We start from the raw sequence: 12,587 nt of genomic DNA, 5'->3' as shown, positions 1-12,587 counted from the left end.
TTAATTTCTGCGGCAGATTCTGGGTTTTGTGGGGGGGGGGGCTTGGTGTTTTTTATAATGTACCGTCGTCCGCCCGTAGGGCGGGCCAGACGCCGCCTGGCAGGCGGAACTTTCGAAACACGCCCTCGTGCCCATGCCCAACCGAACGGCGTTGGGGCTAGCCCTCCTTCAGGTCCTTGATCAGCAGTTCGAAGGCGAGATCGTCGCGCTGCGGGACGCCGAAGCGCTCGTCGCCGTAGGGGAACGGGCTCAGCTTTCCCGTACGGCGGTAGCCGCGGCGCTCGTACCAGGCGATCAGTTCCTCACGCACCGAGATCACGGTCATGTGCATCTCGGTTGCGCCCCAGCTCTCCCGGACGGTGCGTTCGGCCTCGGCGATGATCAGCTTGCCGAGGCCACCGCCCTGCAGCTCGGGGCGGACCGCGAACATCCCGAAGTAGGCGGCTTCCCCGCGGTGTTCGAGCTGACAGCAGGCGATCAGTTCGCTGTCCCGCTCCACCACGAGCAGCCGGCTGCCAGGTGCCTCGACCACCGCGCGGACCCCGTCGGGGTCGGTCCGCTGCCCCTGCAGGATGTCCGCCTCGGTGGTCCACCCCGCGCGGCTCGAATCGCCCCGGTACGCCGATTCGATCAGCGTCACGAGCGCGGGCACATCGGCGTCCGCCGCGTCGCGGAAGGTCAGCTGTCCCGAGTCGCGGGGCGGGGCAGTGTCCATGGTGAGGCTCTCCGTTTCTCTGGTGGGTCGTGCCGCAGCAGAGTAACCCGCTGGTCCGCGCCTAACGGCCTCCCCCGCAGCAGGGAGTGGGCTCCCGACGCCCTGCGACTCCTCCCTCAATCTCTCGGCTTCGCTCGAGCAGGGAGGGGCCCCCTTCGGCGTTGTCGTCGAAGCCGCATGACGCCCCTCGCCGATCCACTCCTTGCCGCAGGGGAGGCCGTAATGTCTCGACCATGGTGCATGTGCTGAGCAGTCGGGTCCTGTTGAGCCCCACCGACCCCGAGCGGTCACGAACGTTCTACGGAGAGTCCCTCGGGCTGCCGGTGTACCGGGAGTTCGGTACCGGCCCCGAGCGCGGGACGGTGTACTTCCTGGGCGGCGGCTTCCTGGAGGTCTCCGGGCGCTCCGTCGCGCCGCCCTCGCCCGGGCTGCGGCTGTGGCTGCAGGTCGCGGACGTCCGGGCGGCGTACGAGGAGCTGTCGGCCCGGGGCGTCGAGGTGGAACGGCAGCCGGTGCGCGAGCCGTGGGGGCTCGTGGAGATGTGGATCTCCGATCCGGACGGGGTGCGGATCGCCGTCGTCGAAGTGCCGGAGGACCATCCGCTGCGCTATCGGCCCTGAGGGCAGTGACCCGCGACGGCGCACAACTGGCCACGTCCTTCCGCGGGTTTCCTCCACGCGCTCCCCTCGTACATCAGTGCGCCGCGTACGACCTGCCGGGTCGGGGCATCGACTAGTCGACACCGACGTCGTACGTCCTGGGGAGGTGCGGTGTGCACGGACCGGCGATGTCCGACTGGCTACTGATGGCGTTGTGCGGGGTCACGGGCGCGTACTGCCTGCTGCGGATGCGCAGCGGGACGGAGGAGGAGCGCAGAACGGCGCGCGCCGAGGCGGTCATGGGTTTCGGCATGGCCGCGATGGCGGCGCCCGCCGCGGTCTTCCCGCCGCCCGTGTGGGGATGGGCTGTGTACGTGGCGCTGTTCGGCGGGGCCGCGTTGCGCGCCCTCTGGTTCGCCCGCCGCAAGGGGCACCATCGGCACCATCTGGTCGGCTCGCTGGCGATGGTCTACATGGCGTTGGTGATGGCTCCGGGCAGCGGCGCCGCCGCGCACGGTGCGGGCGGTGTGCAGGGTGAGCACCGCGGACATCAGATGGCGCAGGTCTCCGGTGGAGTGCCGCTGCTGACGGGGATGCTGCTGGTCTATTACGCGGCCTATGTGCTGCGGTCCGGGACGCGGCTGATTCCGGTCGCCGCCGCGGGTCCTGCCGAGGGGCCGACGGGAGGCGGCTGGGGCGCCCGGCCGGAGCTGGCACTGGCCTGTCGGCTGACGATGGGGATCGCCATGTTCGCGATGCTGCTCACACTGTGAGACAGCGGGTGCGGTCAATCGTGGCGTACATCACTTGCCGAGCTCAGCCATACCCGCGGGTACCGCGCCGCTCATAGGCTGACGCCATGTTGGTCTCCCTCGTGCTGCTGCTGCTCGGTGCACTGGCCGCCGTCGTGACCCCGCGGCTGATGGCGCGGGCCGAGTGGCCCGAGCGCGAACCCGTGGTGGCGTTGTGGGTGTGGCAGTGCGTGGTGGCCGCGGTACTGCTGTCCTTCGCACTCTCCATGACGTTCAGCGCGGCCGCCGCCTGGCAGGCGGTGCGCGGGCAGGTGTTCGCACACGCACCGCACTCCGTGGTGGAGGCGTACGCGCTGGGCGCGTACGGGCCGTGGTCCGCCGTCATGGCCGTTCTGCTGGCACTGGGTGGTATCTGGAGCGCGGCAATGCTGACGCGGGAGATCCGCCGGGCGCAGGTGCGGCGCAGCCGGCGCCGGGCCGAACTGCTGGTCCGCTCCCCGTTGATGCCCGGCGAGGAACCTGGCAATGGCCGGCTCGTGGTGCTGGAGGGTGAGCGCCCCGACGCCTGGTGGCTGCCCGGAGCGGCACCTCAACTTGTCATCACCACTGCGGCACTTGGGCGACTGAAAGGCCGTCAGCTGGATGCTGTGCTGGCCCATGAACAGGGGCACGCGCAGGCGCGGCACGACTGGCTGCTGCACTGCTCCGCAGCGCTGGCGAACGGGTTCCCCCAGGTACCGGTGTTCGCCGCTTTCCGCGACGAGATGCACCGGCTCGTCGAACTGGCAGCGGACGATGTGGCGTCACGGCGCTTCGGGCGGCTGACGATCGCTCTCGCCCTGGTCGAACTGAACGAGGACCGGGGCGTGTTCGGCCCCTGCCCGACGCCGGACGCGGAGCTGCCACTGCGCGTGAACCGGCTGCTGTCTCCTGTCGAGCGACTCACCGCGGGGCGGCGGCTGCGGCTGACCGCGGCGGCCGCCCTGGTGCCGGTGGTCCCGCTTCTGGTGGCCTTCGTGCCGGGACTCAGCGCGCTGGGATAGCCGGTGTCGTGGTCCGTCCGCAAGGATCACCCCATGCACTCCCCAGCCCCGCCCCCGCCCCTCTCCGCGCCGGAGCGCTCGCCTGCTCTCGGAGCCGGCATCGTGTGCGGGTCTCTCGCCCTGGTGCTGCTGATCCTGGTCGCCCTGCGCTGGTCCCCGCTGATGTCGCTGGACCGTACGGTCGCCGACGCGCTGCACCGGCGGGCGGTGGCGGAGCCGGGCCTCGTGCACATCAACCGGATCCTGACCGACTGGGTGTGGGACCCCTGGACGATGCGCACCCTGATCGCGGTCGCCGCGGTGTGGCTGTGGTGGCGCGGGGTCCGGATGCTCGCGGGGTGGGTGGCAGCGACGAGCCTGTTCGCCACCCTGCTGCAGCAGGGGTTGAAGTCCGCCGTCGGCCGGGAGCGCCCTCAGTGGCCGAACCCGGTGGACTCGGCCCACTACGCGGCGTTCCCGTCAGGTCACGCCATGACGGCGGTGGTGAGCTGTGGTCTGCTGCTGTGGCTGCTGCACCGGCACGGCGTCCGGCGGCAGGTATGGCACGCCGCGCTCGCGGTGGCGTGGGTATCGGTGATCGGCGTGGGGGTGACCCGCCTCTATCTGGGGGTGCACTGGATGACCGATGTACTGGGGGGCTGGCTGCTGGGTGCGGCGGTGGTCGCGTTCTCGATCGCCGTGTTCGCCCGGTACGAGGGACGGGAACGGGCGGCCTTGCCGCACCGCTCCTGAACGCGCGAGGATCGAACCCATGATGATCAAGGGTGTGCTCTTCGACTTCTCCGGGACCCTCTTCCGTATCGAACCAGTCCGGTCGTGGCTTTCGGCGGTCCTCGCCGAGCGGAGCATAACCGTGGCCGATGCCGACTTCGAGCGGTACGTGGCGGACCTGACGGCAGCCGGGGCGCTGCCGGGCGGCCCGAATCCACAGCGCGTTCCCGACCGGCTTGCCGCGGCGTGGGCCACGCGCGACGAGAGTACGGAACGGCACCGTGAGGCGTATATGGGACTGACCCGCCAGGTCGCCCTGCCGGATCCGGGGCTGTACGAGGCGCTCTACAACCGGCACATGTCGCCTGCGGCGTGGCAGCCGTACCCGGACGCGGCGGAGGTGCTGGGGGCGCTGCGTGCCGCCGGGACCCGGGTCTGCGTGGTCAGCAACGTCGGCTGGGACCTGCGGCCGATCTTCCGCGCTCATGGTCTCGACGCCCTGGTCGACGCCTATGTCCTGTCGTACGAGCACGGAATCCAGAAGCCGGACCCACAGCTCTTTCACACTGCCTGCACACTTATCGGCCAGGATCCGAAGGATGTGGTGATGGTGGGTGACGATCGACACGCGGATGGCGGAGCGGCCGCGCTGGGGTGTGACGTGCGCTTCGTCGACCATCTGCCGGTGGAGGAACGGCCGGGCGGGCTACGGGCGCTCGGGCTCATTCCGTGATCCCGCGGAGGGACATGTGAGAGATGTCCCTGACGCCCAATGGGTCCGATTGTCACACCGTGGCCTTAGCCTGGTGGCATGTCCCGTTCTCCCCGCTCATCCGATTCCGTGCGCTCCGCCGCAGTGGTGAATGAAGAGATTCGCGACCTGTGGCAGCGTTCCGGCGGATGCCTGTCCCCGGACGACGAGGAGGAGTACCAGCGACTCCTTGTGGAGTGGGCCGCGGTGACCGGCGGCAGCGCGAGGTCTGCCGCGTAAGCGGTACGGGGCGGCATGCCGCTCCCCGTCCGGCCCGTGCGGCGCCCTCCGGAGGCCTGGCTTCTCCCCCGATCGTGATTTCCGGCCGTCCCCCTCCGGCGGGGGACGAGGCACCATGCAGCGTGACGGCCGGGTCCAGATCCTGGGGCTCGCCCGCTCGGATCACGATGTGATCGTGTTCCTGGAGGCTGCCGGGCTCGACGATTCAGAGCGGATTCTCGACAGCCCCGGCTGGGTCGAGTGGCCGGGTGGCCAGGCCCACCGGTACGAAGCCGCGCAGGAACGGCCGATCCCGGCGATACCCTGCGCCGCCGGAACCAGGCAGCCACCCCGGTCGACCTGGTCCGTCGGGCATCGGTCGGGGGCCGCGTTGATGAGGGACGGCATGAACCGGTCAACGCAGGTTCAGCATGTGCCCGCCCGGCGCATCGGGCCATGAGGCCGTGCACCGCGCCAGGCTGCGACTGCTCGCCGTTTCCCGCCGGGCGAGGATCCGCCCGGCGGGAACGCGCCGTGAACGCACGGGTCCGGCGATAGCCGCACAGCCAGGTCAGTTCTCGAAGTAGTCCGGCTGCGTCTGCACATTGAGCTCCGGCATCCGTACGCGCTTCGCCGGGTCGGTCCGCCGGTCGTCGAGCCTCAGAACGTCGAAGCCCTTGGCGATGTCGTTGGAGTAGATGTATCCGTTGTAGTAGTACGTCGACCAGGGGCCGGCCGTGGTGACGGCGTTCAGGTTGATGGGACCGCGCTCGAAGAACGCGATCTCCTTGGGCGCCGAGGAGTCGGTGAAGTCCCATACCGAGACTCCGCCCTGGTACCAGGCCTGGACCATCACGTCGCGGCCCTTGACCGGGATGAGCGAACCGTTGTGGGCGACGCAGACCTCGGTGGCAGCCTGCGGGCGGTCGATCTTGAAGTAGCTGCGGAAGACAAGCTTGCGGTGGTCTCCCTTGCCGACGATGTCGTAGATGCCGTCGGCGCCGCGCTTCGGCCCGATCTCCTTGTTGCAGGTGGCCGCGCCACCTCCGCCGAGCTCATCGGTGAAGACGACCTTGTCCGCCTTCTGGTTGAACGTCGCCGAGTGCCAGAACGCGAAGTTCACATTGTCCTGAACCTGGTCGATGATCTTCGGGTGCTCCGGGTCCTTGATGGAGAACAGCAGGCCGTCCCCCATGCAGGCACCGGCGGCCAGGTCCTTCGACGGCAGCACCGTGATGTCGTGGCAGCCGCTCGTCTTCGAGACCCCGGGGTTGGTGGGCGCGCCCGGGTTGCCGCCGTCCGGGAAGAGCACCGGGAAGTTCACGACCGCGGCCTTCTCGGGCGCCTTGCGCGGCACCTTGATGATGGAGATCCCGTCGTGCGGCGGCTGGCAGTCCGGGAACGCCTCGCTCGGCGAGTACGAGGAGACGTATATGTATACGTTGCTGCCGTCCGGAACCAGCGTGTGGGTGTGCGAGCCGCAGGCGGTCTCGACGGCGGCGACGTACTTCGGGTTGCGCTTGTCGCTGATGTCGAAGATCTTCATGCCCTCCCAGGAGGACTTCTCCGTGGCGGGCTGGGTGGTGCTGTTGCACGAGTTGTCGTTGCGCGAGGAGTCGGTGGACAGGAACAGCAGGTTCCCGGAGACCGAGATGTCGTTCTGGGATCCGGGGCAGAGCACCTCGGTGACGGTCTGCGGGGAACTCGGGTTGCTGATGTCGTAGATCCGGAAGCCGTCGTAATTTCCGGCGAATGCGTACTTCCCCTGGAAGGCCAGGTCCGTGTTGAGACCCTTGAGTGCGCCCTTCGGGACGTTGGCCAGGTGGGTGATGTTGTCGCTGTGGACGATCTCGTCCACACCGGGTACCTCGCCGTCCTCGATGGCGGCCGTGGCGGCAGCCTCCTGGCTTGCGGAGAGACCGGTGCGGGTGGCGGGTGAATCACCGGGGTCGGGCATTGCGGCCGCCGGTCCGGCCGTCAGCAGAGTGGCGAAGAGTCCGACTGCGGCTGCCGCCACACCCAGACGTCTGCGCCGCACTTGGGTGGTGTGCAACGAAGTCACTGCGTCCTCCCCTGTACCAAAGCGTGGTTGAACGGTTGACTGACCCCGGCAGTATCGTCCCTCTCACGGGTATCCCAACAGATGGCAACAGGAACGTAATGAAAGTGACCGACCCCTGAGGTGGCGGATGTGCGCCAAATGATCCGCTACGACCTCATGTGGCAGTGGAGGAAGCCTTGTTGATTTTCCGTCAGGTCGCTCATGTGCACAGATCTGCAGTGGTCGCTGCCGTAGCGGCAGCCGTACTCTCCCTCGCCGCGTGCGATGCGGGCGGTGACGGCCATGAGACCAAAGCGCGTGCAGGAGGCGGCCCTTCGGTCCTGGCACCGGGGAAGCCGGGAGAGCCCGCGCAGACCCTGTCCGTCGAGGAAGCCGTGAAGGCTGCCGGGAAGGACACCCCCAACTCGGCCGATTTCCGCTACGTGCAGATGATGATCCAGCACCACGCCCAGGCACTGGAGTTGACCGCCCTGGTGCCGTCCCGTGCCTCGTCCGCCTCGGTCAAACGACTTGCCGAGCGCATCTCCGCGGCACAGAAACCGGAGATCGGCGCCATGGAGGGATGGCTCACGCACAACGGCGGCGAGAAACACGCGGGCGGTCACGACCACGCCGGGATGCCCGGCATGGCGACGGAGGCGCAGCTGAAGGAGTTGCGGGCGGCAGAGGGCAAGGCCTTCGACAAGCTGTTCCTGCAGCTGATGATCACCCACCACCAGGGAGCGATCACGATGGCGACCGAGGCCCTCTCGGAGGGGAACAACGTTCAGGTCGAAGAGATGGCGGACGATGTCATCGCCCAGCAGACGGTAGAGATCGACCGGATGCGCGCCCTGTCCTCCTGACGCGCCGCGCGGCCGCACCTCTCCCCTGCTCCGCCGACCGGTGGGATGCTGGAGTCACCCTCCGGGAAGAGGTGCACCGTGCTCCGTGTCGCCGTCGTCGGCTCCGGACCCAGTGGGGTCTACACCGCCCAGTCTCTGGTCGAGCAGACCCGGGTGCCCGATGTCCGGGTGGACGTGCTGGACCGGCTGCCCTGCCCGTACGGCCTCGTGCGGTACGGCGTCGCCCCCGACCACGAGAAGATCAAGTCGCTGCAGAACAGTCTGCGGACCGTCCTGGAGCACGAGCGGATCACCTTTCTCGGCCATGTCCAGGTGGGCGGGGACGGGCTGCCACCCGAACGGCTGAGCGAGCTCTACCATGCGGTGGTCTACTGCGTCGGGGCGGCGACCGACCGCGGTCTCGGCATTCCCGGCGAGGATCTGCCCGGCAGCCACTCGGCGACCGAGTTCGTCTCCTGGTACAGCGCACACCCCGATGCTGCTGCCAACAGCTTTGCGTTGCAGGCCCGTTCGGCCGTGGTGATCGGGGTCGGCAATGTGGCGGTCGACGTGGCGCGGATCCTCTCGCGCGGCGCCGAGGAACTGCGGCCCACCGATGTGCCCCACCCGGCGCTCGGCGCGCTGGCCGGCAGCCGGGTGCGCGAGGTGCACATGGCGGGCAGGCGGGGACCGTCGCAGGCCAGGTTCACCACCAAGGAGCTGCGTGAGCTGGGCGGGCTGCCGGGGGCGCGGGTCATGGTGGACGGGGCGGAGCTGGCCCGCGATCCGGTGTACGCGCCCGTCGGGGCGCCGGCGGATCCACCGGTGCCGCTGCCGGCGGTGGTGCGGCGCAATATCGAGGTGCTGCGCGGGTGGGCCGAGGCCGGTGTCCCTGCCACCGGGCCGGACCCGATGCGCACGATCCACCTGCGGTTCTTTCTGCGTCCCGTCGAGCTCCTCGAACGGGACGGGCGGGTCGCCGGGGTCCGGTTCGCACGTACCGCGCCGAACGGCAGCGGAGGCGTACAGGACACCGGTACATACGAGGAGATCGACGCCCAGCTCGTCCTGCGGGCCGTCGGCTATCGCGGACTGCCGCTGCCCGGTCTGCCGTTCGATCCGGCCCGCGGTACCGTGCCCCACCTGGCGGGACGGGTGCTGCGGGACGGCGTGCCGTCACCCGGGGAGTACGTCGCGGGGTGGATCAAGCGAGGGCCGACCGGAGTGATCGGCTCCAACCGGCCGTGCGCGAAGGAGACGGTCGCGTCGCTGCTGGACGATGCGCCGCTGCTCGAGGGGCGGCCGTCGGCCCCCGATCCGGTGGCCGCGCTGCGGGCGTGGGGGCTACGGCCGGTGGAATGGGACGGCTGGCTGTCGATCGAGCGGGCCGAGGCTGCCCTCGGGCAGTCGCTCGGCCGAGGGCCAGTGAAGATCCCGGACTGGGCAGGGCTCCTGCAGGCCGCGCACAGCGACCGTCACTGAACCGCTCCGGGTGGTGTCATTCTTCGCCGAGCCGGTCCGCCTGCCGGCTCACGGCGGCGAGAATAGCGTCGAGCAGCCCCGGGAAGAGCGTGTCCAGATCGTCGCGGCGGAGCCCGTTCATCTTGGCGGTGCCCCGGTAGGTCTGACTGACGATGCCGCTCTCGCGCAGCACCCGGAAGTGGTGCGTGGTCGTGGACTTGGACACCGGCAGTTCGAAACGGGAGCAGGTGAGCTCGTCCTCGGCAGCGGCCAGCTCACGGACCACCCGCAGCCGCATCGGGTCGGAGAGCGCGTGGAGCACCGCCTCGATACGGATCTCCTCGCGGGCGGGGTGGGCGAGTACACGGGCGCCACCGTCCGAGGCGGCGGCGCTGGTGGCGGTCACAGTGACTCCCCTGACATCGTTTCGAACGAGCACCTTGTCGTACGAGGTCCATCGTACTTTGCCGCACGGCTGACGCGTCAGGACAGCTTCTGCCCGGTACGACGCCCGGTGCGGCTGTCACCCCCTGACACGAGTTTCACGACGGCGCGAACGCGGTTGCGGTCCGGAAGCCGGTCAGCCGCTGAGCAGGTCCGGCCTCTCGGCCAGCGAGGCGAGATGTCCGGCCGGGTCGGCGATCAGTTTGCGGGCCGCCAGGTCGAGCATGCCTGCCACGCCCGTCACCTCCGCCGCGACCGTGCCGTCCTCCTTGAGGATCCTCTGCACGACCGCGAAGGTCTTCCCCGCGCCGTACACGAACTGGCAGGTCACCCGGACACGCTCGCCGCCGCGCAGCTCCCGTCGGAACTTCACCGTGACTTCCAGCGCGACCGGCCCCACCCCGCTGGCCAGCAGCTTCTCCTGCGGCAGCCCGGCAGCTCGCAGCAGCTCCCACCGGGCGTGCTCGGCGTACTGCAGATAGACGGCCTGATTCAGATGCCCCTGCGTGTCGAGCTCATAGCCGCGCACGGTCACGTCAACGAAGAAGGTCATGGTCGCCGCAACATCGCCGCGCAATCCACCATTCCCCGCCCGGCACACCTTCCCGCCACCTCCCGCGCACACGCCGCATGTGGAAAGTCAGGCCCGGTCCCGGCGGGCGGGCAGCACGACCTGCCTGCCCGGACCGGAGCCCGAACGGCTCGCGGCTACTGAGGGATCCCCGAAGGGGCCGTGGCCCAGCCGGTGTTGGGCTGCTCGGCGCTCCGGTAGGTCAGCGAAACGCCACGGGTGACCAGCCGCGCTTCCGTCCAGGACCGGTCACTGCTACGGCCGTTGACCTCGACCGCGTCGCCCACACCGCCTGGGACGGCCACCGCTCCGCAAAAAAATGAGGCGCGGTGTCGTATCGGCTGTGACAGGGTCCGGACAGTACATGTGCCGACGAGGCCGACCGAGCCACTCCAGGAGCGTTTGATGGCGACACCCTCACGTCTGATCCCCCTGCTTCAGCAGTTCGACTTCGTGCGGGGACGCCTGGCCGACCGCCTGGCCGGCCCGGTCGTGGACAGCGGCAACGGCACGGACATCGAAGTCCCGCCCTTGACCGACGCGGAGTACCTCTGGGAGCCGGTGCCGGACTGCTGGTCGGTGCGCCGCCGCGCGGACGGCCCCGGGAAGGGCGCGACCCTCCTCGTCGGTGCGGGCGACTGGGGGCGCGATTCGTCGCACGCGCCGCACCCCACACCGCCGCCGTTCACCACCCTTGCCTGGCGGTTGAGCCATGTCAGCGAGATGCTGGCCATCCGCGCCGACCACACGAACGGCAGCCACGCCCTGACCCGGGACGACTACCACGTCGCCGGTGACGCCGCAGGGGCGATCGCCGACTTCGATGCCAGTGCCACCGCCTGGCGCGAGGCGCTGCTCAGCGCCGACGACGCGGCGCTCGACACCGTGGGACACAGCACCTACCCGCATGGTAGCGATCCGGAGGATCCGTTCATCGACACGGTCTGGTGGGTCAATCAGGAACTACTGCACCATGGGGCCGAGATCGCCATGATCCGCGACCTGTACCGCGCGCGGCGGGGCTGACGCGGAGCCCTGCGCGGCGACCGGGCCGCAACGCCACGAGCCCCCGCCGGATATCCGGCGGGGGCTCGTCGTGTCAGACGGCACGCAGATACTGATCCGGCCTGTGGGCCCCACCTCTCAGTTCGCGCGCCGCATGCTGCGGTCTACGACCCAGCGCTTCGTCCCGGACGTCACCGCCGACGCCCGGGCTCAGGCCTTGCGCGCCCGTAGACGGCGCAACATACGGGGGTCCTCGAAGCCGACCGAGCGGGCGGCGGCATCGACCGTGGCGCCGTGGCTGATGAGGTGTTCGGCGCGTTCCAGGCGGAGGGTCTGCTGGTAGCGCAGTGGGGTGAGGCCTCCGGTGGCGCGGGTGAAGAGGCGGGTGAGGGTGCGTTCGCTGACGCCCACGGCCGCGGCCAGGGCGGACAGCGGCGACGGCTGATCGAAGCGGGCATCGAGCAGGTCCTGGGCGCGGTGCACGGTGTCGTCGAGGTGGGAGCGGTACCGGAGCATGGCGCTGGCCTGGGGTTCGTGGCCGTTGCGGCGGGCGTAGACGACCATGTCGCGGGCCACCTGGGCGGCGAGGGCGGGACCGTGACGGGTGGCGAGCAGGTGCAGGGCCAGGTCGATGCCGCTGGCGATACCGGCCGAGGTGACCACCCGGACGTCCGCCGTGTACAGGACGTCCCGGACGACCGCCGCCTCGGGGTGGCGCCTGGCCAGTTCCTCCTGGACGTCGTGGTGGGTGGTGCAGCGGCGGCCGTCGAGCAGCCCGGCCCGGCCCAGCGCCTCGGCTCCGGCGCAGACGCTGGCCACGGTGCCGCCCCTGGCGTGGTGGTCCCGGAGGGCCCGCAGGGCCGCGTCCCCGACGGTCCAGTTCCTCCATCAGCCGGACGTGGCCGAGGGCAGGGTCGAAGACATCGCCGCTACCGGGCTCACTGTGCAGCACCCACACCACCAGGTCCCCGGCCTGGCGGGCGAGCCGGACCAGCCGGCCCACCCGGTGGGCAATCTTCGGGTCGGAGATGGTCTCCCACAGGGGGCGGGCGCGGAAGGACTCCTGGACATCGATGACGATCAGTGCTCGATTCATGCCCTGAAGTCTGTCCGGCGCGGCCGGGGTGGTGACAGGCCGCATCAGGTCCGGGTGCGGACCGATCCGGTCAGCACACTCAGTCGTCCGTGACCGTCGGGTGATGCGTCGTATCCACCCAGAAGCCGCCGGGCTTCAGCGCTGGGAGCCGAGACTGCCGCCGACTACGACGCGTCAGGCGGCACGTGAGCCGCGGCACCGCGCACCAGGTCCTGCAGCAGGCCCAGCACCTCCGTCAGCTGTGCCTCGGCGAAGTGCTGCAGAGACCCGCCGGAGCGGGCGAGGACCACTTCTGAGGCGGGCCCCGATCCCATGGAACAGACTTACCGCACCA

At 69.9% G+C, this 12,587-nt stretch carries 15 protein-coding genes and 3 pseudogenes; 10 read left to right on the top strand and 8 right to left on the bottom strand.

Annotation, left to right across the window (positions count from 1 at the left end):
- Nucleotides 1-157: 157 nt before the first annotated feature.
- Nucleotides 158-715, bottom strand: coding sequence for a GNAT family N-acetyltransferase (locus tag AB0915_RS27750; RefSeq protein ID WP_366693665.1), 558 nt, complete (start codon nucleotides 713-715; stop codon nucleotides 158-160).
- A 233-nt stretch (nucleotides 716-948) separates the two neighbouring features.
- Here AB0915_RS27750 and AB0915_RS27745 point away from each other — a divergent pair, with 233 nt between their 5' ends.
- The 7 genes and pseudogenes from AB0915_RS27745 to AB0915_RS27715 form a co-directional block, all read left to right on the top strand.
- Nucleotides 949-1,335: a VOC family protein gene (locus AB0915_RS27745; RefSeq protein WP_366693664.1), complete on the top strand. Its 387-nt coding sequence runs from the start codon at nucleotides 949-951 to the stop codon at nucleotides 1,333-1,335.
- A 152-nt stretch (nucleotides 1,336-1,487) separates the two neighbouring features.
- Nucleotides 1,488-2,087 carry a DUF5134 domain-containing protein gene (locus AB0915_RS27740; protein WP_366693663.1) on the top strand — a complete coding sequence of 200 codons (600 nt, stop codon included), beginning with the start codon at nucleotides 1,488-1,490 and terminating at the stop codon, nucleotides 2,085-2,087.
- Between the two features lie 86 nt (nucleotides 2,088-2,173).
- Nucleotides 2,174-3,109, top strand: a complete 936-nt coding sequence (locus AB0915_RS27735) for a M56 family metallopeptidase (protein WP_366693662.1) — start codon at nucleotides 2,174-2,176, stop codon at nucleotides 3,107-3,109.
- 33 nt (nucleotides 3,110-3,142) lie between these two features.
- The gene (locus AB0915_RS27730; RefSeq protein ID WP_366693661.1) at nucleotides 3,143-3,841 is read left to right on the top strand and encodes a phosphatase PAP2 family protein; all 699 of its coding nucleotides are present in this window, start codon (nucleotides 3,143-3,145) and stop codon (nucleotides 3,839-3,841) included.
- A gap of 19 nt (nucleotides 3,842-3,860) precedes the next feature.
- The gene (locus AB0915_RS27725) at nucleotides 3,861-4,553 is read left to right on the top strand and encodes an HAD-IA family hydrolase (protein WP_366693660.1); all 693 of its coding nucleotides are present in this window, start codon (nucleotides 3,861-3,863) and stop codon (nucleotides 4,551-4,553) included.
- A gap of 78 nt (nucleotides 4,554-4,631) precedes the next feature.
- Entirely contained in the window at nucleotides 4,632-4,811 is a 180-nt protein-coding gene (locus AB0915_RS27720; protein WP_358860614.1) for a hypothetical protein, read from the top strand.
- Nucleotides 4,812-4,867: 56 nt separating this feature from the next.
- Nucleotides 4,868-5,088: pseudogene (locus tag AB0915_RS27715) on the top strand (hypothetical protein); the annotation flags it as partial.
- A 273-nt stretch (nucleotides 5,089-5,361) separates the two neighbouring features.
- On the opposite strand, the gene AB0915_RS27710 reads toward AB0915_RS27715, so the two are convergent.
- Nucleotides 5,362-6,852, bottom strand: a complete 1,491-nt coding sequence (locus AB0915_RS27710) for a hypothetical protein (RefSeq protein ID WP_366693659.1) — start codon at nucleotides 6,850-6,852, stop codon at nucleotides 5,362-5,364.
- Nucleotides 6,853-7,010: 158 nt separating this feature from the next.
- On the opposite strand from AB0915_RS27710, the gene AB0915_RS27705 reads away from it, so the two are divergent.
- Complete coding sequence (locus tag AB0915_RS27705; RefSeq protein WP_366693658.1) at nucleotides 7,011-7,697, top strand: DUF305 domain-containing protein; 687 nt, start codon at nucleotides 7,011-7,013, stop codon at nucleotides 7,695-7,697.
- A gap of 78 nt (nucleotides 7,698-7,775) precedes the next feature.
- The gene (locus AB0915_RS27700; protein WP_366693657.1) at nucleotides 7,776-9,158 is read left to right on the top strand and encodes an FAD-dependent oxidoreductase; all 1,383 of its coding nucleotides are present in this window, start codon (nucleotides 7,776-7,778) and stop codon (nucleotides 9,156-9,158) included.
- A gap of 16 nt (nucleotides 9,159-9,174) precedes the next feature.
- Here the strand turns inward: AB0915_RS27700 and AB0915_RS27695 are convergent, their stop codons facing one another.
- From AB0915_RS27695 to AB0915_RS27685, 3 genes are all read right to left on the bottom strand, one after another.
- Complete coding sequence (locus AB0915_RS27695) at nucleotides 9,175-9,543, bottom strand: helix-turn-helix domain-containing protein (protein WP_366693656.1); 369 nt, start codon at nucleotides 9,541-9,543, stop codon at nucleotides 9,175-9,177.
- A gap of 174 nt (nucleotides 9,544-9,717) precedes the next feature.
- A complete protein-coding gene (locus AB0915_RS27690; protein WP_366693655.1) occupies nucleotides 9,718-10,134 on the bottom strand; it encodes an acyl-CoA thioesterase in 417 nt (138 codons plus the stop codon).
- A 155-nt stretch (nucleotides 10,135-10,289) separates the two neighbouring features.
- On the bottom strand, nucleotides 10,290-10,457 hold the full coding sequence (locus tag AB0915_RS27685) for a hypothetical protein (RefSeq protein ID WP_366693654.1): 168 nt from the start codon (nucleotides 10,455-10,457) through the stop codon (nucleotides 10,290-10,292).
- Between the two features lie 100 nt (nucleotides 10,458-10,557).
- Between AB0915_RS27685 and AB0915_RS27680 the strand changes: the two genes are divergently transcribed.
- Entirely contained in the window at nucleotides 10,558-11,178 is a 621-nt protein-coding gene (locus AB0915_RS27680) for a DinB family protein (RefSeq protein WP_366693653.1), read from the top strand.
- Nucleotides 11,179-11,367: 189 nt separating this feature from the next.
- Here AB0915_RS27680 and AB0915_RS27675 read toward each other — a convergent pair.
- From AB0915_RS27675 to AB0915_RS27665, 3 genes and pseudogenes are all read right to left on the bottom strand, one after another.
- Nucleotides 11,368-12,018: pseudogene (locus tag AB0915_RS27675) on the bottom strand (helix-turn-helix domain-containing protein); the annotation flags it as partial.
- A 10-nt stretch (nucleotides 12,019-12,028) separates the two neighbouring features.
- Nucleotides 12,029-12,253: pseudogene (locus AB0915_RS27670) on the bottom strand (isochorismatase family protein); the annotation flags it as partial.
- Nucleotides 12,254-12,417: 164 nt separating this feature from the next.
- Nucleotides 12,418-12,567, bottom strand: coding sequence for a hypothetical protein (locus AB0915_RS27665; protein ID WP_366693652.1), 150 nt, complete (start codon nucleotides 12,565-12,567; stop codon nucleotides 12,418-12,420).
- Nucleotides 12,568-12,587 lie beyond the last annotated feature (20 nt).

It is taken from the genome of Streptomyces sp. NPDC048411 (assembly GCF_040704695.1).
Taxonomy (GTDB): Bacteria; Actinomycetota; Actinomycetes; order Streptomycetales; family Streptomycetaceae; genus Streptomyces.
This window is presented reverse-complemented; position numbering and strand designations above follow the sequence as displayed.